This is a genomic window from Halomonas sp. B23F22_20 (genome assembly GCF_043496985.1).
Classification (GTDB): Bacteria; Pseudomonadota; Gammaproteobacteria; order Pseudomonadales; family Halomonadaceae; genus Halomonas.
In genome coordinates, this window is record NZ_JBIEKH010000018.1 from 52437 (window position 1) to 72511 (window position 20075).

18 protein-coding genes are annotated in these 20075 nt (G+C 69.3%); 7 read left to right on the forward strand and 11 right to left on the reverse strand.

The window, feature by feature from the left end; all coding sequences use genetic code 11:
• Positions 1–4: 4 nt before the first annotated feature.
• From ACGTN6_RS15315 to ACGTN6_RS15335, 5 genes are all read left to right on the forward strand, one after another.
• Complete coding sequence (locus tag ACGTN6_RS15315; RefSeq protein WP_394593123.1) at positions 5–1096, forward strand: HprK-related kinase B; 1092 nt, start codon at positions 5–7, stop codon at positions 1094–1096.
• 2 nt (positions 1097–1098) lie between these two features.
• Entirely contained in the window at positions 1099–2076 is a 978-nt protein-coding gene (locus ACGTN6_RS15320) for an NUDIX domain-containing protein (RefSeq protein WP_394593125.1), read from the forward strand.
• Positions 2073–2804 carry a histidine phosphatase family protein gene (locus ACGTN6_RS15325; protein ID WP_394593128.1) on the forward strand — a complete coding sequence of 244 codons (732 nt, stop codon included), beginning with the start codon at positions 2073–2075 and terminating at the stop codon, positions 2802–2804. Before ACGTN6_RS15320 ends, ACGTN6_RS15325 begins: the two co-directional genes overlap by 4 nt.
• Positions 2805–2875: 71 nt before the next feature.
• Entirely contained in the window at positions 2876–4285 is a 1410-nt protein-coding gene (locus ACGTN6_RS15330; protein ID WP_394593130.1) for a metallophosphoesterase, read from the forward strand.
• Positions 4282–4557, forward strand: a complete 276-nt coding sequence (locus ACGTN6_RS15335; RefSeq protein WP_394593133.1) for an amphi-Trp domain-containing protein — start codon at positions 4282–4284, stop codon at positions 4555–4557. The genes ACGTN6_RS15330 and ACGTN6_RS15335 overlap by 4 nt, the downstream gene beginning before the upstream one ends.
• A gap of 88 nt (positions 4558–4645) precedes the next feature.
• Here ACGTN6_RS15335 and ACGTN6_RS15340 read toward each other — a convergent pair whose 3' ends face one another.
• From ACGTN6_RS15340 to ACGTN6_RS15365, 6 genes are read right to left on the reverse strand one after another with little or no spacing between them, the layout of a single operon-like run.
• Positions 4646–5341, reverse strand: a complete 696-nt coding sequence (locus ACGTN6_RS15340) for an HAD family hydrolase (RefSeq protein ID WP_394593136.1) — start codon at positions 5339–5341, stop codon at positions 4646–4648.
• Positions 5338–6501, reverse strand: a complete 1164-nt coding sequence (locus tag ACGTN6_RS15345; RefSeq protein WP_394593139.1) for an ABC transporter ATP-binding protein — start codon at positions 6499–6501, stop codon at positions 5338–5340. The genes ACGTN6_RS15340 and ACGTN6_RS15345 overlap by 4 nt, the downstream gene beginning before the upstream one ends.
• Positions 6498–7337 carry an ABC transporter permease gene (locus ACGTN6_RS15350; RefSeq protein ID WP_394593142.1) on the reverse strand — a complete coding sequence of 280 codons (840 nt, stop codon included), beginning with the start codon at positions 7335–7337 and terminating at the stop codon, positions 6498–6500. The genes ACGTN6_RS15345 and ACGTN6_RS15350 overlap by 4 nt, the downstream gene beginning before the upstream one ends.
• Entirely contained in the window at positions 7321–8154 is an 834-nt protein-coding gene (locus ACGTN6_RS15355; protein WP_394593144.1) for an ABC transporter permease, read from the reverse strand. The genes ACGTN6_RS15350 and ACGTN6_RS15355 overlap by 17 nt, the downstream gene beginning before the upstream one ends.
• Complete coding sequence (locus ACGTN6_RS15360; protein WP_394593147.1) at positions 8151–8975, reverse strand: alkaline phosphatase family protein; 825 nt, start codon at positions 8973–8975, stop codon at positions 8151–8153. The genes ACGTN6_RS15355 and ACGTN6_RS15360 overlap by 4 nt, the downstream gene beginning before the upstream one ends.
• A 58-nt stretch (positions 8976–9033) precedes the next feature.
• Positions 9034–10116, reverse strand: a complete 1083-nt coding sequence (locus ACGTN6_RS15365) for an ABC transporter substrate-binding protein (RefSeq protein ID WP_394593150.1) — start codon at positions 10114–10116, stop codon at positions 9034–9036.
• Positions 10117–10406: 290 nt separating this feature from the next.
• Between ACGTN6_RS15365 and ACGTN6_RS15370 the strand changes: the two genes are divergently transcribed.
• Positions 10407–11168 (forward strand): UTRA domain-containing protein, encoded by a 762-nt coding sequence (locus ACGTN6_RS15370; RefSeq protein ID WP_394593153.1) that lies wholly within the window; start codon positions 10407–10409, stop codon positions 11166–11168.
• A 200-nt stretch (positions 11169–11368) separates the two neighbouring features.
• On the opposite strand, the gene ACGTN6_RS15375 is transcribed toward ACGTN6_RS15370, so the two are convergent.
• The 5 genes from ACGTN6_RS15375 to speB form a co-directional block, all read right to left on the reverse strand.
• Entirely contained in the window at positions 11369–12664 is a 1296-nt protein-coding gene (locus tag ACGTN6_RS15375) for a serine hydrolase domain-containing protein (protein WP_394593156.1), read from the reverse strand.
• 214 nt (positions 12665–12878) lie between these two features.
• Positions 12879–14327: an aldehyde dehydrogenase family protein gene (locus ACGTN6_RS15380; protein WP_394593159.1), complete on the reverse strand. Its 1449-nt coding sequence runs from the start codon at positions 14325–14327 to the stop codon at positions 12879–12881.
• Between the two features lie 21 nt (positions 14328–14348).
• A complete protein-coding gene (locus ACGTN6_RS15385) occupies positions 14349–15968 on the reverse strand; it encodes a 5-guanidino-2-oxopentanoate decarboxylase (RefSeq protein ID WP_394593162.1) in 1620 nt (539 codons plus the stop codon).
• A 49-nt stretch (positions 15969–16017) separates the two neighbouring features.
• Positions 16018–17397, reverse strand: coding sequence for a YjiH family protein (locus tag ACGTN6_RS15390; protein ID WP_394593165.1), 1380 nt, complete (start codon positions 17395–17397; stop codon positions 16018–16020).
• Between the two features lie 63 nt (positions 17398–17460).
• Complete coding sequence (speB, locus tag ACGTN6_RS15395) at positions 17461–18411, reverse strand: agmatinase (protein ID WP_394593167.1); 951 nt, start codon at positions 18409–18411, stop codon at positions 17461–17463.
• 173 nt (positions 18412–18584) lie between these two features.
• On the opposite strand from speB, the gene ACGTN6_RS15400 reads away from it, so the two are divergent.
• Positions 18585–20009: a sigma-54 interaction domain-containing protein gene (locus ACGTN6_RS15400; protein WP_394593170.1), complete on the forward strand. Its 1425-nt coding sequence runs from the start codon at positions 18585–18587 to the stop codon at positions 20007–20009.
• The last annotated feature ends 66 nt before the right edge of the window (positions 20010–20075 follow it).

Here is a 20075-nt window from a genome sequence, read left to right on the forward strand (position 1 = left end):
CGCCGTGAAGGCATCTCAGGCGGCGCTGGCCGAGACGTTGATCGGCGATGCCGAGCCGCTCGAGCGTTCCCTGGTGCTCGACATGGGGCGGGCGACGCTGGCGATTCGCTCCAATTCGGCTGCGCTGCTCGATGTCCTCGGCGACTACTTTGCCCACTGCCGGTCCCCGGAAAGCACGGCCGACGTCGAGGTGCTCGCTATCGAGCGTGAGGCGCCCGAGCTCGGTGTGGCCTTCCTCGACTGGTCCCGGGAGCCCGGCAAGACCGGCCGCAAGGACAGCATTCTCGACGTGCCGAACGGCAGGCTGGTGCGCAAGGTGCGCACCGGAATGGTCTTCCTGCAGAGTGCCGCTCGGCGTATCGCGGCGGGCCCTTGCCTGGCCAACGACAATCAGGTGGTTAACTTCATCGTCTCCCAGTACATGAACCACCTGCAGCAATCGGGCTGGCGGATCTGTCATGCGGCGGCCCTGGCGCGCGGCGATCGGGCCGTTGCCATCGCCGGCTTCTCCGGTGGCGGCAAGTCCACGGCCATGCTGCATGCCCTCGAGCATCCCGGCAGCGCCTTCCTGACCAACGACCGGCTGTTCCTCAAGCGCGAGGGCGGCGGCGTGCGGGCGGCGGGCGTGCCCAAGCAGCCGCGCATCAATCCCGGCACCGTGCTGAACAATCCTCGTCTCGAGACGTTGATACCGGCGCCGCGCAGGGAGGCGCTGCGGGCGCTGCCGGCGGCCGAGCTCTGGGAGCTGGAAGAGAAGTACGACGTACCGGTCGCTGCGTTCTACGGACCCGAGCGTCTCGTGGCGGAGGCGTCGCTGGCAGCCGCTATCATTCTCAACTGGCGGCGCGACGATCCTGGCCCGCCGCGGATCGCTGCCGTGGATCTGATGCAGCGCCGCGAGCTGCTGCCTGCAATCATGAAGTCGCCGGGTCCCTTCTACCAGCATGCGGATGGGCGCTTTCAGGCCGACGGTGAGCCCCTCGACGAGGCGGCTTACCTGGAGGTGCTGGCCGGCGTGCCGGTCTTCGAGGTCAGCGGTGGCATCGACTTCAACGCCCTGGTAAGGCGCCACCTCATTCCCCTGCTGGAGGGCTAGCCATGCCTCGCGAGCTTGCGCTGCTGCGCCACGGCAAGTCCGACTGGTCGGTGCCGGTCGGCGATCTCGAGCGCCCGCTGAAGAAGCGTGGCAAGCTCGGCGCCCAGCGCATGGGGGCTTGGCTCGCCGAGCAGGGTTGGGTGGCGCAGCGCATACTGACCTCTCCCGCGGAGCGTGCCCTGGCCACTGCCGAGAAGTGCGCCAAGGCCATGGGCCTGACCCGCGACGTCGTGACGGTCGAGCCGAGCCTCTATGAGGCCGGCCCTGAGGCGCTGGCGGCGGTGGTGCGGCGCTGTCCGGAGGACATCTCGCGCCTGATGGTCGTGGGCCACAACCCCGGCCTCGAGGCCTTTCTCGACTGGCTATTGCCCGCGTCGCCCGCCGTGCCTGACGACGGCAAGGTGCTGCCCACCGCGGCCATGGCGCGCCTGTTGCTCGATGATGACTGGGCTGCGCTGGACGCCGGCGGCGCTCGCCTGGTCGAGATCCGTCGCGTGCGTGCGCTGCCCGAGGGCTTTGCCTATCCCTTTCCGGACGGTGCCGAGCGCCGCGAGCGCCCGGCCTACTACTATACCCAGTCCGCCGTGCTGCCCTATCGCTGGCGCGCTGGCGCGCTCGAGCTCCTGCTGATCGGCTCGAGCAGCAACCGCCACTGGAGCCTGCCCAAGGGCATCGTCGAGCCGGGCTTGAGCCCCGAGGATTCCGCGCTGAGGGAAGCCGGTGAGGAGGCCGGCGTCAGCGGCGCGATCGCCGCCGTGGCGCCGGGCCGCTATCGCCAGGCAAAGTGGGGGGCGAGCTGCGAGGTGACGCTGTTCGCGATGCACGTCGAGGCCGAGCAGCCGGAGCATGCCCGCGCGGAGCCGCATCGGGCCCGTCGCTGGTGCTCGCCCGAGCAGGCCGCCGAGTCGGTCAAGAACGAAGCCCTGAGGCGCGAGCTCCGGGCGATGGCGGCGCGAATCGCGGCCGAGGGCGCGCCGTGAGCCGGCCGCCGCGCACCATCGCGGCGCTGGTCCGCCATGGCGACTATCATCAGTTGCCCGATACGCCGAGCGCCCACCAGCCGTTCCCGCTGACCGAACGCGGCGAGGCTCAGGCCGCCGCGGCCGGCCATGCAGTGGCCAGTACGCTGGCCGCCGAGGGCTGGCGGCTGGACGAGACGATCGATGCTTCCCAGCTGCTGCGCGCCTGGCAGACCGCCGAGGGCCTGCGAGAGGTGCTGCGCGAGGTGGGTTACCAGGCAGCGACGGGCGGGTCGGAGCTGCGGGTCGAGAGCGTTGTCGCGCTGGCCGAACGTGGCCTTGGCAGCGCGGCGAACCTGAGTCTCGAGCAGATCGCACGGGCGGTCGAGGCCGATCCGCGCTGCGAGGCGCTGCCGGTGGACTGGAAGTCGAACAGTCACTTTTGCCTGCCGCTGCCCGGCGCGGAGTCGCTGATGGAAGCCGGCGAGCGCGTCGCCGAGCATCTCGAATCGCGCATGGCCGCGCTGGCGGCGCGGGCCGGGCAGGACACGCTCAAGCTGTTCATCGGCCACGGGGCGGCCTTCCGTCACGCTGCCCATCGGCTCGGTGTGCTGGCCTTCGACGACATCGCTCGGTTGAGCATGTATCACGCCGTACCGGTCTACCTGGAGCGCGACGCCCAAGGTCGCTGGCGCCATATCGGAGGGTGCTGGAAGGTGAGGGCTGGCGCTGCCGACGACCGGGATTAGCGGCCTGTCATCCGATCGTCACCTCGTGGCCATACGCTGATCCGTTATTTCCTTCTTCCAGGAGCCCGATGATGGCGAGTGGGCAGGCCCGTTACGAGAACCCCGGCGAGTTTCCCCGCGGCCTGCTGCGCTATCGGGGCGCGCCCTCGCTGATCCAGGGGTTGCCCACCACCGTGGAGCCTTGGGTGCCGGGCGGGCGCAATGCCCAGGCGCGCGGCGGCAGCTCGCCAGCGGTGGTCTCCCGGCTGCTGCGCCGGGCCGTTTCCCACCGCCCCTGGCGCTGGCCCGAGCGCCCCGTCTACTTCATCTCCGATCCCCATGCCGATGCCGAGGCCTTCGTGGGCTCCCTGGTGGCCTCCGGCGGGGTGAAGCAGACCGGTGCCGGGCTCGACGAGATCACGCTGACCAAGCGCGGGCGCAAGGGCACCTTCGTGATCGGCGGCGACTGCCTGGACAAGGGGCCGAGCAACCTGACGCTGCTGCGCAGCCTGCGCCGGCTGATGGACAGCGGCGCCCGGGTGACGTTGTTGGCGGGTAACCACGACATGCGCCTGCTGATGGGGCTGATGGCCCTGGAGCACGCGCGCTCCCCGCGCACCGAACATCTCTTCGTGCGCATGGGCAACAAGGCCATCTCGCTGTTCAAGGAGGTGTACGCCGAGTACCTGGAGGGGCAGGCCGCGCCGCTCGCCGGCGTGCCGGGCAGGAAAGGATGCCGGCGGCGTCTGTTTCCCGGCGACGACTGGTTCGAGGCCTTCCCGGAGATGGCCCGGGGGCGGCTGTCCGACAGGGCCATCGACAAGGAGCTCACGCGGCTGCGCAAGAAGGTGGCGAGCTTCGAGTCCTCCTGCGAGAAGGCCGGCCTGACGCTGCGCCAGGTCTACGCCGCGGCGATGAGGCTGCGCGAGCTGTTCCTGCGGCCGGAGGGCGAGTTCGCCTGGTTCTTCGAGGCGATGCAGCTGGCCCATCGCGACGGCTCCTTCCTCTTCGTGCACGCGGGGCTGGATGACAGCATCGCCGCGCTGATCGAGAGCGAAGGGATCGAGGCCTTGAACCAGCGCTTTGCCGAGCTGGTGGTCGAGGACCCCTTCGCGTTCTATTACGGTCCGTTGGCCAACACCCTGCGGACCAAGTATCGCAAGGTCGACTTTCCTCTCACCGAGCGTGGCGTCGATGGCGCCTATCGTGAGGGCATCCATGCCGTGGTGCACGGCCATATCAACCTGACGGCCGGCCAACGGCTGATGATTCGCCGCGGGATGCTGCACATCGAGGGCGACATCACCCTCGACCGCAATTCCCGGCGCAAGGAGGGCCTGGCGGGCCATGGGATGGGCGTGACCATCATCCACCCGACGGGGCGGGTGATCGGCATCAGCAACGACTATCCGCATGCCAAGGTCTTCGAGCCGGCAGGCTATCTCGCGGGTCACCGGGCGCCTGGGCGCTCGGCTAGCAAACACAAGGCAGGACGTTCATGAAGACCGAGAAGAATCTCTTCCGGCACGAATCGCTGCAAAGCATCAAGGGCGCCCAGGAGATCCTCAAGGCGATCACCAAGGGGCTGGCCAAGGGGCTGCTGTCGTTCTCGGACGACGATGGTGAGATCCGACTCGCGCCCAAGGGGCTGATCAACCTCAAGGTGACGGCCCGCAAGGAGGACGACTACCATCGCCTGGACATTCGCCTCTCCTGGCAGGCCAACGACGGCGGTGCCAAGAAGTCGACGCTGAAGGTCGGCCACGACGAGTAAGACCGCTCGGGGCCCGCTGCCGGTGCCGGCAGCGGGCCTTGGTGCCATCCCGCCCGCGGCACCCTCCAGGCGACGCCGCGGCTCGCGTTCAGGCCCCTTCGTCGGTCGCCGCCTCCTGCCAGCAGGGCATCGCCCACCCCCGCTGCGCCGCCACCGCCGCCAGGGCGGCGTCGGGGTGAATGGCATGGGGGCGGTCCACGGCCTCGAGTAGTGGCAGGTCATTGCGGGAATCTGAATACCCCCATGTCTCGCGCACCGGGGTGTCTTCCAGCCATTCCTCGAGGGCGCGCAGCTTGCCATCGCGGAAGGTGCGGGTGCCCTTGGCCCGGCCGGTATAGCGGCCGTCGATCTCTTCCAGGCCGGTGGCCAGGGCGGCGTCGCAACCCAGCCGCCGGGCCAGGGGCGTGACCAGTTGGGCCGTCGAGGCGGAAATGATCAGCGTGCGGTGGCCCTGGCGGCGATGCCAGTCGAGCCGCGCTCTCCCGCCCGGGAATAGCCGCGGCAGCACCCTGGCCTCCAGGCAGGCGGTCACCTCTTGCTCCACCTCGCTCACCGGGCGCCCGGCCAGGGGCGCCAGCAGGAAGGCCAGATGCGCCTCGAAGTCCAGGGTGCCGGCGGCGTAGTCGGCCATGTGGGCGGCCCAGGTCGCGCGATGGGTTGCGGCGTCGGCGATCCAGCCGCGCTCGATCAGCCACTGGTTCCATAGTCCGGTGATGTCGCCGTCGAGCAGGGTATCGTCCAGGTCGAACAGGGCCAGGGTCAGCCCCTCGGGTGTCGCGCTCATACGTCCAGCTCCTGTACCTCGTCCAGATCGGCATACACTGTCACCCCGGCCTGTTCGGCCAATAGATGGCGCGTGCTGCGGTTGAGTTCGTCTACCTTCAGGAGCATCCCCTGGCAGTCCACCTCGTATCGCACGATGTTGCCCAGCAGCCGGCGGCGACGGACGATGCCCGGGCAACCCGGTCCCGGGCGATCGGGGAGCGCCTCGCGGGCCGGGCCGTCGTCCTCGTCGGGCACCAGATAGAGCGCCTCCGGCCGCAGGGCGATCCGCGGGGCGGCGCTCGGGCGGCCCAGCAGGGGGCGGGCCCGCTCGGCCTCGAGCAGGTTGTAGTGTCCCATGAAGCCCGCCGCGTGGCGATTCGCCGGCCGGGTATAGAGGGCCTCGGCGTCGCCCTGCTGGAGGATGCGCCCCTCGTGCATCAGCAGGATCCGGTCGGACATCAGCAGGGCCTCCTCCTGGTCGTGGGTGACGAACAGGGTGGTCAGGCCCAGGCTCTGCTGGATGTCGCGGAGCTGGTCGCGCAGGTGGCGGCGGATGCGCGCGTCCAGCGCCGACAGAGGCTCGTCCATCAGCAGGATGCGCGGTTCCACCACCAGGGCGCGAGCCAGGGCGACCCGCTGGCGCTGGCCGCCAGAGAGCTGGTGCGGATACTTGCGCGCCTGGTCGGCGAGCTCCACCAGGCGCAGCGCCTCCTCGACCCGGCGCTGGCGTTCCTCGCGGGGCACCCGTTGCATGCGCAGCCCGAAGGCTACGTTGTCCTCGACCCGCAGGTTGGGGAAGAGTGCATAGTGCTGGAAGACCATGCCGATGCCGCGCCGTTGGGGCGGCAGCGCCGTGATGTCTCTGCCGTCCACCACCAGCCGGCCGCTATCCAGCGGCGTGAGCCCGGCGAGGGCGCGCAGCAGGGTCGACTTGCCGCAGCCGGACGGGCCGAGCAGGGTGACGAACTCGCCCCGGGCGATCTCGGCGTCGATGCCCTCGAACACTCGGGTGTTGCCGAAGCATTTGGCCAGGCCCTCGAGGCGCAGATAGTCCCGGGTGGCCTGCTGGTCGCGCAGTAGGCCCTGGATCAGGCCGTCCTGCTCGGAGGCGTCGTCCCGGGTGAAGGGCATCGACACGGGGGCGCCGGGCAGGGCGCCGGTGGTCATGGTAGGCGTCATGAGGCGGTGTCCTTGGCATGGCCGGCCTGGCGGTTGCCCAGCCAGGTCAGCAGCAGGGTGAAGGCGAACAGGGTGATGACCAGGGCGCTGGTGAAATGGCCGCTCTCGCCGCGCATGTTGTTGAGGTAGACCTGCAGGGTCTCGAAGCGGGTGCCCACCAGCATGTTGGCGAACACGAACTCGCCGGCGAGGAAGGAGAACGACAGGAAGATGGCGATCTGTACCCCGACCCGGATATTGGGCAGCACCACCAGGAAGAAGGCCTGCAGCGGCCCGGCGCCCAGCAGGCGGGCGGCGTCCTGAAGCGCCGCCACGTCGATGGCGCGCAGGCTGTTGGCGATGGCCCGGTACATGAAGGGCAGCACGATGGTGAAGTAGGTGGGGATCAGGATCCAGGGCGTGCCCACCAGCGGCAGCGGCCCGCCGGCATAGAGCTGCAGCAGGCCCACCGAGGAGACCACCGGCGGCACCGCGAAGGGCATCAGGATCAGGCCGTTCATCCAGGCATCCAGGCGCGGGTAGCGGGTATGCGCCAGGAAGGCCACCGGCACCACCAGCACCAGCGCAAGCGCCAGGGCGCCGGCGGCTACCAGCAGCGAGCGGGCAAAGGCGGCCAGGAACCGCGGCGTGGTCCACAGCTCGGCGAACCATCTCAAGGTCAGGCCGTCCGGCAGCAGGCTGGCGCCCCAGCTCGCCGCCAGGGCATACCCCAGGGTGGCCACCAGAGGCAGCGCCAACAGGGTGAACACCGCGAGCACCACCAGGCCGTGGGCGGAGGGCAGGGTCAAGCGGCGGGTGCCGGGCCGCGCCAGGGCGAGATCAGCGTTCGGCGACATGGTAGCTCCTGCGCAGCAGCCATTGCTGGATCAGGGTGACCACCGCCAGCAGTGCCACCAGCACCAGTGCCAGGGCGCTGGCCAGGTTCGGCTGCAGGAAGAGGTCGCCCGATACCAGGTTGGCGATGCGGATGGTCATCAGGTTGTAGCTGGTGTTGACCAGGGCGTAGACGGTGGCATAGGCGCCCATGGCGTTGGCCAGCAGGATGGTCAGGGTGCCGGCCAGGGCCGGCCACAGCACCGGCAGGCCGACGTGCCGCCAGTAGCCTAGACGCCCCGCGCCGAGCAGGCTGGCCGCCTCCCGCCAGTCCGGGTGCAGGCCGCCGAAGGCGGGAAACAGCAGCAGTATCCCCAGCGGGATCTGGAACCAGGTGTAGATAACGATCAGCCCGGCCTTCGAATAGAGGTTGAAGTCCTCGATCACCCCCAGATGCTGCAGGGCCAGGGTCAGCACCCCGTTGGCACCCAGCAGGATGATGAAGGCGAAGGCCAGGGGCACGCCGGCGAAGTTGCTGGTCATGTTGGTGAAGGCCACCATCAGCCGCCGCAGCCGGCCGTCGGTGCGGGTCAGGCTGTGGCAGGCGAGGGTGGCGATGACCAGGCCCAGCAGGCTCGAGACCAGCGAGATCTCCAGGCTGCGCCAGATCGCCTGGCGGAAGAAGGGCGAGCTGGCGATCTCCCGGAAGTGATCCAGGCCCCAGCCGTCGCCGACCCGGAAGGCGCTGACGCCGACCCAGGCCAGCGGCGCCAGCTGAAAGGCCGCGAAGACCACCGCGAAGGGCGCGAGCCACAGCAGCGCGGGGGAGAAGCGGCTCATGGCGTCGTGCTCCCGCCGGCCAGCAGTTCGGGATGCTGGGGCTTGTCGTGGCCCAGGCCCAGCAGGCTGGCCAGGGTGCCACACAGCCGGGTCTGCTCCAGGCGTTCCACCGGGCGGTGGGCGAAGGCCTCGCCGAAGGTCCACAGCGGTACCCGGCGCTCCTCCTCGAGGGTGCCGGAATGGGAGCGGTCGGCGTTCATGCCGTGATCGGCGGTGACCATCACCTGGTAACCCTCGGCCAGCCAGCGGGGCAGGTAGTCGGCCAGGGCGATGTCGGCGTGGCGAGCGGCGTTGCGGTACTGGGGCGAGTCGCCGCCGTGGCGGTGGCCGGCGTCGTCGATGTTCATGCTGTGTACCAGCAGGAAGTCGGGATCCTGGCGCCGGCGCAGGGTCTCGGCGTCGCTGAACAGGTGATCGTCGGGGTAATGGTCCTGCCAGTAGAAGAGCCCGGCCTGGATGGCGCTCTCGGCGTCCTCGTGGAAGCGGTGCCGGGTGCGGTCGAAGGGGGCGGCCAGGTAGAGCTCGCTGATCCAGTGGTAGGCCGCTGCCGCGGTGCGCCGGCCCTGGCGTACCGCCAGGTCGAACAGGCTCGTGCCGCGAGAGCGGCGTACCACCTGGTTGTGGACCACCCCGGAATCCACGGGCCGATCGCCGGTGAGCAGGCATTCGTAGAGCGGTCGCGACATGGCCGGCAGCTCGCAGTCCAGGCTGTGGTAGCTGCCGCGGCCGGCCTCGCACAGGGCGTGCAGGTGCCCCATGGCATGCCGGCCGACGGCATGGTTGAGGCCGTCGAGGACGACCAGGATCACGCGGTGTGACATGACGGACTCCGGGCCGCTTCCCGGGGTGGGAAGCGGCGATGGTGGACGGGGCGCGGGATTACTGCTGGTGGATCAGTACCCGGGACTGCCACTGGCGCGGCAGTTCGCGGGCGCTCTGCTCCCAGGCGGCGAAGTCCTGTATCGGCCGGGCGTTGGCGTACTGCGCGTTGGGCAGCAGCTTGGCGGCGATCGCCTCGGGCAGGGTCAGGTGCTCGGCGCGGATCGGGCGGGCATAGCCCTCGGCCAGGTTGAACTGGCCCTGGTCGGAGAGGATGTATTCCCGGGCCAGCTTGGCGGCATTCGGGTGTGAGGCGTGCCGGTTGATGATGGTGGCATAGCCGGATGTCACCGAGGCGTCGGCGGGAATCACCACCTCGAAGGTGTCGCGGTCGATCCGGTCACGGTAGTTCAGGGCGTTGAAGTCCCACAGCAGGGCCACCTCGACCTCGCCCTTCTCCAGGTTGGCGATGCTCGGCTCGGCCAGGGAGAGGCGTCCCTGCTCGGCCAGCTCGGCGAACACCGCCAGGCCCGGGGCCAGGTCGCCCTCATCGCCGCCGTTGGCGTAGGCGGCGGCCAGCACGGCGTTGTTGGCTTGGGAGGCTTGGCCCACGGCGCCCACCGAGACCGCGTAGTCACCCTCGCTCAGGTCGGCGAAGGCGGTGGGGCGCTGCGCCTCGGGCACCAGGTCCTTGTTGATCATCAGCGCGATGGTGCCGGTGTAGCCCAGCATCCAGTGGCCGTCCTCGTCCTTCGCCCAGTCGGGAATCTCGTCCCAGGTGGTGGGCTTGTAGGGCTGGGTGACCCCCTGCTGGACGGCGATCGGACCGAAGGCGAAGCCCACGTCGCCGATGTCGGCGGTGGCGTTCTCGCCCTCGGCCTTGAACTTGGCGACCTCCTCGGCGGAGCTCATATCGGTGTCCATGTGGGCGAGACCGTACTCGGTCTCCAGGTCGGCCCAGGTGTCCTGCCAGTTGGCCCAGGTGTCGGGCATGCCGACGCTGTCGACGCGGCCTTCCGCCTGGGCGGCCTCGATCAGGGCGGACAGCTCGGCATCATCGGCCAGGGCCGGGCCGGCGACGAGGGTGGTGCCCAGGGCGCAGCCCAGGGCAAGACGGGTAAGCAGCGGACGAGACGGTTTCACGGCGAGGCTCCATGCGGTTAACGGATGTGGCGATACTCGGGAAGCCGGTCATCTGGTCTAGTTCAGTTTGGCCGACAGGGCGCACTCTAGGCGCCGAACATGACGCCGCGGTGTCAGTTCGATGGCAGGACCGTGTCCGGTCATTACTCTCTTGTTTTCGCGATTTTTTCGTCATGTGCCGGCTGTCATCAGGCTGACATCCGGCCTTCGCTAGACTGCCGCCGTTTTGCCATCTCCCCTGTCGTGGCAATATTGATCTAGACCAGATGTTCAGCCAGCGAGCCCTTGCCATGCCCTCTTCCGCCGAGAGCCGTTCCACTGCGCCGGATGCCGTCCTGACGCCCCAGGCGCGTGGTCTGCACCAGGCCCTGCTGGCCATGCTGGCGGAGGCGCCGCCGGCCGGCGATCGCCTGCCCTCGGAGCGGCAGATGATGGCGCGCTTCGCCACCACCCGGATCACCCTGCGCGAGGCGCTGACCCAGCTGGAGGCCGAGGGGCGCATCTATCGGGAGAATCGGCGTGGCTGGTTCGTCTCGCCGCCGCGGCTGCGCTACGACCTGCTAGCCTGCTTGCCGTTTCGCGAGATGGTCGAGTCCCAGCAGCGCCGCGCCGAGACGACGCTGCTCGAGGCCCGCGAGGTGCCGGCGACGGCGGTGGTGGCGCGGCGACTGGGACTGGTAGTGGGGGCGCCGGTCCAGCGGATCGTCCGGGCCCGACGGATCGACGGTCGGCCGGTGCTCTACGTGGAGCATCACCTGAGGCCCGAGTGCTTCCCCGGCATCCTCGACTTCGATCTGGCGGCCCGCTCGCTGACCGACCTCTATCGCCGGGAGTATGCCATCCGCGTCAGCCGGGTCGGCTTCGAGCTGGGCTCCACCGTGCTCGGCGGGCGGGCCGCCGAGGCGTTGCGCGCCGCGCCCGGCAGCCCGGCGCAGCGTATCACCCGCATCAATCACGACCAGAATGGCCGGGCCGTGGACTGCGACGACGAGTACTGGCGTCACGATGCCATCGAGCTGACGCTCAGCGCCGCCCCGCAGGGCCGCGACTAGCGTGAAAACGACGCCGTCCGGGGCGGAGCGTCCAGCATGGCCGATGAGCATTCACCCGACGGGGCAGGTGATCGACATCAGCAACGATTATCTACATGCCCAGGTCTTCGAGCCGGCCGGCTATCTCGAGGGCCACCGCCGCCAGGGCGGCGTCGGAGTGGATGACACGGGGCGGGCCGCTCGCGAAGACTCGGCAAGGCTCACGGGGCCGCCGGTGTTTCCAGCAGATAGTCGGCCAGTGCCCGGTAGGCGGGCAAGGAGGTCGGATCGTTGGCGGCATTGGCGGCAACGGGATGCGAGGCCAGCCGCACGATGACCATGTCGGCCGTCGGATCGATCCAGATCGTCTGGCCGTGAACCCCGCGGGCGGCGAAGGCGCCATGATCGTCATGGCTGATCCACCACATGCTGCGATAGCTCCAGCCGTCGAGGCCGCCGAATCCGGCCTTGGCGAAAGCGCTGCGACTGCCTCCCCGGCGAATGCGCTCGATCGCGGCGGCGGGAAGCAGGGCCTCCCCGTGCAGTCGGCCACCGTCGAGGAGCAACTGCCCCAGGCGCCCCAGGTCGCGTAGGGTCGCGTTGAAACCGCCGCCGGCGAAGGGGGTGCCGATCGAGTCCACGGTGAAGAAGGCCTCGCGTTCGGCACCCAGCTTCGACCAGACTCGCTCGCCCAGCCAGTCGGCCACGTGTCTCCCCGTGGCGCGGGCAATGATCCAGCCCAGGGCATCCGAGTTGACGGTGCGGTAGCCGAAGGCGTCGCCATGCTCGCCGGCCTTCTCGACTGTCTCGAGGAAGGCGAAGTAGCCGCGCGGTCCCTCATAGCCTTCGGGAGGCGGTAGCGGGCTGCCAGCGAGGGCATAGGTCCAGACGTCGGCCTCGGGGTCCGCGTAGTCCTCTGAGTAGTCCAGGGCGGTGGTCATGTCCAGGACCTGGCGCAGGGTGGCGTCACCGAAGGCGCTGTCGGCCAGCTCCGGCACCAGCGTGCCGACGAGATCCTGTTCATTCAGCGTGCCTTCGGCCACCAGCGTCTCGCCGATCAGTCCTGTGAGTGACTTGGTCACCGACATCACGCCGTGAAGGGTGGACTCGTCCAGGCAGCCGGCATATCGCTCGTAGACCACTCGACCGCGATGCAGCACCAGCAGGCCGTCCGTGTGGTTGGCCTCGAAGGCGTCGGCCCAGGTCATCTCGTCGCGGCCATCGAGAGGCTGAAAGACGATCTTGTCGATGCCTGGATCCAGCGCATAGGGCAGCTCGTTGGCCGCGGATGTCCCCGCGTGTACGCCGACGGTAGGCATCAGCTCACGGAAATGACAGACCGTCCAGCCAAGCTTGGGTGCGGCAAAATAATCGTCGTCGGTGAAACGGATGAGGCGATCTTCGGGAGGTGGGAAGCCCTCCATCCAGCCGGTGGCGCTCTGCGGGGAGGACTGGGCCATAGCGAAACCGCTCACCGCAAGCGCAAGCGCCCCGGTGCATCGTGCAATGGATGACATGCGACGCTCCTCTGTCCGATGTCTGGGGCTAGCCGGTGACGATCGCGGCGCTCTCGGCGGATCCGCTGTGACGAACAGCCTAGCAGGGTTCACGACCAATGCGGCCGATGGTCCGTCGATATACCCGAACGCTCCATCGCGGCGTGTTCGGTATACATACGACGCCGCCCCGACCATGCGGCCGGGGCGGCGTGTCTTGCGTAGCCGACGCTCGTCAGTCCGCCGGGCCGATCAGGTGCTTGACCTCCAGGTACCCGGCCAGCCCCCAGGGGCCGAGCTCGCGGCCGATGCCGCTGATGCCGAAGCCGCCCCAGCTGGCTTCCGGCATCACCAGCTGCTCGCTGTTGATCCAGATGCTGCCGGCGCGCAGCGCGCGGCCGACGCGACGGGCGCGCTCGGCGCTGCCCGAGATCACGGTGGCGGCCAGGCCGAAGGCGCTGTCGTTGGCCAGCGCGATGGCCTCGTCGTCGCTCGCGGCGCTGCGGGCGCACAGCACCGGGCCGAAGATCTCCTCCTTCCACAGCCGGCTGTCGACGGGCACGTCGCGGTACAGGGTCGGGGCGACGAACTCGCCCCGGGCGGGCAGCTCGCGGTGGCGGGCGTCGCGCACCGCGGCCAGCCCCTCCTCGGCGGCGATGGCCAGGTAGCCTTCCACGGCCTGGCGCTGGCGGACACTGGTCATGGGCCCCATGTCGGTATCGTCGGCGAGCGGGTCGCCCAGGCGTATGGCGTCGATGCGCGAGGCCAGCGCCGCATATAGCGGCTCGGCCAGTGATTCGTGCACGATCAGCCGCGAGGTCGCCGAGCAGATCTGCCCGGAGTTGAAGTAGATGCCCGCCATCACCCAGTCCGCGGCGGCCTCGACCTCGGCGTCGTCGAGTACCAGGATCGGCGACTTGCCGCCGAGCTCCAGCGACACGCCGCGGGTGCCCTCGGCGGCGGCACGCATCACCTTCTCGCCCACCGCATTGCTGCCGGTGAAGGACAGCTTGTCGATGCCGGGGTGGGCGGTGAGCGGCGCGCCGATGCCCTCGCCGTCGCCGTGCACCAGGTTGAGCACCCCGGCCGGCAGGCCGATGGCCTCGGCGATCTCGGCCACTGCCTGTTCGGGCAGCGGGGTGACCTCGGAGGGCTTGAACACCACCGTGCAGCCGGCGGCCAGCGCCGGGGCGATCTTCCAGGCGCTGGTCACCAGCGGGAAGTTCCAGGGCGTGATCAGCCCGACCACGCCGGCCGGGTCCTCGTAGGTGCGTGCCTCGATGCCGTCCATGCCATGCTCGACCAGGCGCCCCTGGCGGGCCTCCAGGGCTCGGGCCTGGCCGGCGTAGTAGCGGTAGCAGGCGATGGCGTCGTCGAGGTCGATGGCGGCCTCGGCCAGGGCCTTGCCGTTGTTGGTCACCGACAGGCGCATCAGCGCCTCGCGGCGCTCGACGAGGGCCTCGGCGAAGGCTTCCAGGTAGTCGGCCCGACGCTCGCCGCCCAGTGCCTGCCAGCCGGGCAGGGCGCGCCGGGCGGCGATCACCGCGGCGTCGACGTCGGCCGCATCGCCGGCAGTGAGTTCGGCGATCTTTTGCTGGCGATAGGGATCGGTCACCGCCAGGTGGCGCTGCCCCTGGCTTTCGATCCACTGATTGTCGATGTACTGCTTGGTCAGTCGTTGCACGGGAAGGCTCCGAATTCGGGGTCAGGCGGGGGCGACGGCGGCGGCCCAGGCCGCGGCGTCGACCTCGATCAGCAGGGGGCCGTCGCTGGGCCGGGTGGCCAGGGTGTGGGCCAGCTCGGCGGGGGTGGCGACGCGTGTGGCGAGGCAGCCGAAGCCGTGGGCCACGGTCAGGAAGTCCGGCGCCTGGATGTCGACCCCGAGGCGGGTGACCCCGGCGTCGTCCATGAAGCGGCGGATCTCCTCATAGCCTTGGTTGTGCCACAGCAGGATCACCATCGGCAGGCGTTCCTCCACCGCACAGGCCAGCTCCGGCAGGGTGAACATCACGCCGCCGTCGCCGACCAGTGCCACCACCGGCAGGTCGGGCCGGGCAAGACTCGCGCCCATGGCGGCCGGCAGGCCGTAGCCGAGGGTGCCGTAGCCGGTGGAGGCGTTGAAGAAGCGCCGTGGCGCCGGCTGGGCGACCAGGTGGTTGGCGGCGTAGGTGGTGGCGCAGGAGTCGCCGACCAGGATCGCCTCGGGCAGGACCTCGCGCAGGGTGTCGAACAGCGGCACATAGGTCGCGAAGGCAGGATCCCGGGCGAGAGCCAGGGCCTCCCGCGTTGCCTGGGCTCGGGCGGCGCCGCCCCGGGCGCGATGGGTGCCGGAGAAGTGTGCTGCCAGGGCCTCCAGAGCCAGGCCAGCTTCGGCCACCAGGGCCAGGTCGGCGTCGTGGTTGCGAGCCAGCTGCTGAGGGTCGACGTCGATGCGAATCAGGCGTCCCCCGAGAGTGAAGCCGTCGTCGAACACCACGTCGTAGTCGGTCTCGCCGAGCTCGGTGCCGATGGCCAGCACCACGTCGGCTTTCCGGGCCAGCTCGCGCACCGCGGGCAATGAGGCGTTGGCGCCCAGGTCCAGCGGATGGTCGCGGCCCAGCAGGCCCTTGGCGTTGATGGTGGTGACCACCGGGGCATCGAGGGCCTCGGCCAGCGAGCGGGCGGCCTCGGGGGCGTCCACGCAGCCGCCGCCGAGCAGCACCAGCGGATGCGAGGCGCCCGCCAGCCAGCCGGCGGCTTCTTCGATGGCGGCCGGTGATGGAGCGGCCGGGGAGAGCCGGCGGCGCTGCCAAGCGCGTGGCGGCGTGACCGGGGCGTCGAACAGGTCGATGGGAATCTCGAGATGCACAGGCCCCGGTCGCGCGCCCTCGAATACCGCGAAGGCCCGAGCCAGCGTTTCGGGCAGGCTCTCGGGGTCGAGCAAGGTGTGGCTGAAGCGGGCGACCCCGGCGATCAGCTGCTGCTGGCTGGGCAGTTCATGCAGCCGGCCCTGCCCGCGCCCCAGGGTGTCGCGGCGATTGACGCTGGAGATCACCAGCATCGGCACCGAGTCGGCCAGCGCCTGGCCCATGGCGGTGGCGATATTGGTCATGCCGGGCCCGGAGATGATGAAGCATACCCCGGGCTTGCCGGTGGCCCGGGCGTAGCCGTCGGCCATGAAGCCGGCGCCCTGCTCGTGGCGCGGGGTGACGTGGCGGATGCCGCCGTTCTTTTTACCGCTCAGCCCGCGGTAGAGCTCGACGGTATGCACACCGGGGATCCCGAACACGGTATCCACGCCATAAGTATCGCGAAGCAGGCGGATCAGCAGTTCGGCACAGGTCATGGACGTTTCCCTCTCAGGATTCAGGCTCTCGGGATTCATGGGCATCGCCTCAGCCGACCAGCCAGTGGCCCATGACCACGATGATCGGCAGGGTGATGGCGGTGCGCAGCAGGAAGATAGCCGCCAGCTCCCACAGCTTGAGCGGAATCTTCGACTTCAGCAGCAGGGCGCCGATCTCGGACATGTAGATCAGTTGGGTCAGCGACAGGCAGGCGATCACGAAGCGGGTCAGCTCGCTCTCGATGTCGCTGGCCAGCACCGCCGGCAGGAACATGTCGGCGAAGCCCACCAGGGTCGCGGGGGCGGCGGCCTCGGCCTCGGGGATTCGCATCCACTCCAGCACCGGCACCATGGGCGCGGAGAGCCAGGTGAATAGCGGCGTGAACTCGGCGAGCATCAGCGCCACGGTGCCGATGGCGATCACCAGCGGCAGCAGCCCCAGGAAGATGTCGGCGACGTTGAACAGCGCCAGCCGGGCCAGCTTGAGCGGGCCGGGAGCGGTCTCGGCGCGGGCCACAGCGATACCCAGGCTGTAGCGCAGCAGGTTCTGGTCGCCGGTGTTTTCTTCCTGGATGCGGCAGCCCGCCGGTTCATAGTAGGCGTTGGACTTGCGCGACAGCGGAGGAAGGCGCGGCACGATGACGGCGGCGACCAGGCCGGCCACGACCACGGTCAGGTAGAAGGGGATGAAGAGGTGGTTGATGCCGATGAAGCTGGTCACCAGCAGCGCGAAGGCGATGGAGACGATGGAGAAGTTGGTGGCGATGGCCGAGGCCTCGCGGCAGTTGTAGTAGCCCTGTTCGTACTGCTGGGTGGTGATCAGCACGCCCACGGTGCCGGAGCCCATCCAGGAGGCGGTGGCGTCGATGGCGCTGCGCCCGGGTAGGCCGAAGATCTTGCGGAAGGGCGTGCGCACCAGGCTGCCGATGAACTCCATGAAGCCGAAGTCGACCAGGAAGGGCAGCAGGATGGCGGCGAAGAAGAAGAAGGTCAGCAGCACTGGGGCGAGATCGTTGAGCATCACCCCGCCGGTGAAGGAGGCGGTGACCATCTCGGGGCCGACCTGGAAGTAGGTCATCAGCGCGAATGCCGCGCCGAGGACGCGCATCACCAACCACAGCGGCGCCACGTCGAACAGCTCGTGCAGGGCGCCCTGGCGAGCCCAGGCCGGGCGGGTGAGCTTGACCGTGAGCGTCAGCACGACGGAAAGGCACAGCACCACCGTGGCGATGGTCGGCAGGGCGTCGCCGAGGGCCGCCTTGAGGCCGTCGGCCATCAAGCCCATGCCGATGTTGATGGTGTCGCCGGTCGAGAAGGGCACCAGGAACAGGCCGACGCCGAGCAGCGAGGGGATCAGGAACTTCAGCAGACCGCTGCGGCTCAAGGGCGCGGCGCGGTTGGCGAGGGTCGTTTCGAAGGAATCAGCCATGGGATTTCCCTGTTGGTCTTGTAATGGGTGTGGCCCGGTGCCGCCGGGCCGAGCGGGCGGCGGTCAGTCGCGACGCTTGACCCCGGGCAGCACGCACAGCATCTCGTAGAGCAGGGTGGCGCCCATCAGTGCGGTGTTGCCGCTGGTGTCATAGGGCGGGGAGACTTCGACCAGGTCGCCACCGACCACGTTGAGGCCGGCCGCGCCGCGCACGATCTCAAGGCCCTGCTGGGCGGTGAGGCCGCCCATCTCGACGGTGCCGGTGCCGGGAGCGACAGAGGGGTCGAGGCCGTCGATATCGAAGGAGATGTACACCGGGCCGTCGCCCATCTGCTCGCGCACTTCGGCCATCAGCGGCTCGAGCGACTTGTACCAGCACTCCTCGGCGGTGACCACGCGGAAGCCCTGCTCGCGGCACCAATCGAAGTCGTCGGCGGCATAGCCGGTGCCGCGCAGGCCGATCTGCACCACTCGCTTGCTGTCCAGCAGCCCCTCTTCCTGGGCGCGACGGAAGGGGCAGCCGTGGGCGACTTCCTCGCCGAACATGTGCTCGTTGACGTCGGCATGGGCGTCGACGTGGATCACCCCGACCGGGCCGTGCTTCTTGGCGATGGCGCGCAGCAGCGGCCAGGTCAGGGTGTGATCGCCACCCAGCGTCAGCGGCACGCAGCCGTGGGACAACACCTCGTCGTAGAAATCGGTGATGATGTCGAGATTCTTGGGCAGGTTGAAGGTGTTGATCGGCACGTCGCCGATGTCGGCCACCTGCAGGCTGTCGAAGGGCGCGGCGCGGGTGGCCATGTTGTAGGGGCGCAGCATGCGCGACTCGTCGCGGATCTGGCGCGGGCCCAGCCGGGTGCCGGGGCGGTTTGAGGTGCCGATGTCCATGGGCACGCCGATGAAGGCGGCATCGAGGCCCGCGGCGCTGTCCTGGGTGGGCAGGCGCATCATGGTGGCTGGTCCGCCGAAGCGCGGCATTTCGTTGCCGCCGAGGGGCTGGTTGAAGTCGCTCATCTTCTGCTCCGCGTTATGGATTGTCCTGCTGCTGTAGAAGCATAAAGCGTGCCAATTTTAATGCTTTGATATGGCGAATCTTTTTTCTCAATCGATGCATTGTTGAATCATCGGGAGGCGTCGAGTGATACGATAATGAATCGTGATTCAATTGTGCATCGACACGAGGCCCCATGAGCGAGCTCGACAGCCGTATCCTGCAGACCATCATCGAGACCGCCCACGATCACTTCTTCGTGGTCGACGCCGACGGCCGGGTGCGCGACGTCAGCCCCGCGGCGGCGGCGGTCTACGGCATGTCCCGGGAAGACCTGTGTCGCACCACCGTGCAGGCCCTGGAGGCTCAGGGGGTGCTCAAACCGTCGATCAGCCTGGAGGTCATGCGCACCGGACGGCCTGCCCAGCTGATGCAGGTGACCGGTACGGGGCGACGGGTGGTCGCCCAGGCGCATCCGGTGTTCCAGGCCGGTCGACTGGCGGCGGTGGTCAGCCGCTCCATGGACCTGACCGACCTGCAGCTGCTGCAGGAGGAATATGCGCTGCTGCAACGACGCTTCAGCGAGCACCTGAGGCGTGGCGGCGGCGCCGAGGAGGTCGGCCTCGAGGCCGAGCTGGGCGAGCTGGAGGTGCGCAGCGAGGTGATGCGTGAGGTGGCCATGCTACTCAAGCGCGTGGCGCCGACCGATGCCACGGTGCTGATGCTCGGCGAGTCGGGCGTCGGCAAGACCGCCTTCGCCCGCCAGCTGCACCGCTGGAGCGCTCGTCGCGAGGGCCCCTTCATCGATGTCAACTGCGGCGCCATCCCGGAGAGCCTGTTCGAGTCGGAGATGTTCGGCTATCGGCACGGCGCCTTCAGCGGTGCGGCGCCGGGTGGCAAGGCGGGGCTGCTGGAGCAGGCCGAGGGCGGCACCCTGTTCCTCGACGAGATCGGCGAGCTGCCGCTGGCGATGCAGACCAAGCTGCTCAAGGTCATCCAGGATGGCAGCGTGACCCGGCTGGGCGATACCCGGCCTCGCCGCGTCGACTTTCGCCTGGTGGTGGCCACCAACCAGGACCTGGCCCGCGGCGTCGAGGAGGGGCGCTTCCGGCTCGACCTCTATTACCGGCTCAACGTCATTCCCGTCACCCTGCCGCCGCTTCGCGAGCGCCGCGAGGACATTCCCGGCTTGGTCGAGCGCCAGCTCAAGCGCCTCAATGCCCGCTACGGCCGCGACAAGCTGATGGGGCGCGACGTCTGGCAGGAGCTGATGGGCCGCGACTGGCCGGGCAACGTTCGCGAGCTGGAGAACTGGCTGGAGCGGGCCTGGCTCTCTGCCGGGGACGATGTCATTCGCGGTGATCCAGAGCCGGCGGGATCCCGCCCGGGGCCGATGATCTCGTCGCAGCAGCAGGCTGCGTCCCGCGGCGAGGCATCCATGGGGCTGGAGGAGGGGGAATCGCTCAAGGCGGCGCTGGCGCGCACCGAGAGGGCCATCCTGGCCGAGCTGTGCGCGGAGCTGCCTTCTACCTATGCGCTTGCCGATCGGCTCGGCATCAGCCAGCCCAGCGTGGTGCGCAAGCTTCGCCGGCACGGCCTGCGCATCAGGCGCGATGCCTGAGAGCGTGTAGCGTCAGGCGTTGCGCGGGGCGCGAAGAGGCGCTTATCTTGAGGGTCTTGCCGGCGC

What these genes read in the sequence shown, in the direction of transcription:
- ACGTN6_RS15350 (WP_394593142.1), bottom strand. Translation starts at nt 7,337, where the DNA reads ATGTCGCCGAACGCTGATCTCGCCCTGGCGCGGCCCGGCACCCGCCGC.
- speB (WP_394593167.1), bottom strand. Translation starts at nt 18,411, where the DNA reads ATGAGCGACTTCAACCAGCCCCTCGGCGGCAACGAAATGCCGCGCTTC.
- ACGTN6_RS15360 (WP_394593147.1), bottom strand. Translation starts at nt 8,975, where the DNA reads ATGTCACACCGCGTGATCCTGGTCGTCCTCGACGGCCTCAACCATGCC.
- ACGTN6_RS15355 (WP_394593144.1), bottom strand. Translation starts at nt 8,154, where the DNA reads ATGAGCCGCTTCTCCCCCGCGCTGCTGTGGCTCGCGCCCTTCGCGGTG.
- ACGTN6_RS15375 (WP_394593156.1), bottom strand. Translation starts at nt 12,664, where the DNA reads ATGTCATCCATTGCACGATGCACCGGGGCGCTTGCGCTTGCGGTGAGC.
- ACGTN6_RS15345 (WP_394593139.1), bottom strand. Translation starts at nt 6,501, where the DNA reads ATGACGCCTACCATGACCACCGGCGCCCTGCCCGGCGCCCCCGTGTCG.
- ACGTN6_RS15400 (WP_394593170.1), top strand. Translation starts at nt 18,585, where the DNA reads ATGAGCGAGCTCGACAGCCGTATCCTGCAGACCATCATCGAGACCGCC.
- ACGTN6_RS15385 (WP_394593162.1), bottom strand. Translation starts at nt 15,968, where the DNA reads ATGACCTGTGCCGAACTGCTGATCCGCCTGCTTCGCGATACTTATGGC.
- ACGTN6_RS15370 (WP_394593153.1), top strand. Translation starts at nt 10,407, where the DNA reads ATGCCCTCTTCCGCCGAGAGCCGTTCCACTGCGCCGGATGCCGTCCTG.
- ACGTN6_RS15330 (WP_394593130.1), top strand. Translation starts at nt 2,876, where the DNA reads ATGGCGAGTGGGCAGGCCCGTTACGAGAACCCCGGCGAGTTTCCCCGC.
- ACGTN6_RS15335 (WP_394593133.1), top strand. Translation starts at nt 4,282, where the DNA reads ATGAAGACCGAGAAGAATCTCTTCCGGCACGAATCGCTGCAAAGCATC.
- ACGTN6_RS15340 (WP_394593136.1), bottom strand. Translation starts at nt 5,341, where the DNA reads ATGAGCGCGACACCCGAGGGGCTGACCCTGGCCCTGTTCGACCTGGAC.
- ACGTN6_RS15320 (WP_394593125.1), top strand. Translation starts at nt 1,099, where the DNA reads ATGCCTCGCGAGCTTGCGCTGCTGCGCCACGGCAAGTCCGACTGGTCG.
- ACGTN6_RS15390 (WP_394593165.1), bottom strand. Translation starts at nt 17,397, where the DNA reads ATGGCTGATTCCTTCGAAACGACCCTCGCCAACCGCGCCGCGCCCTTG.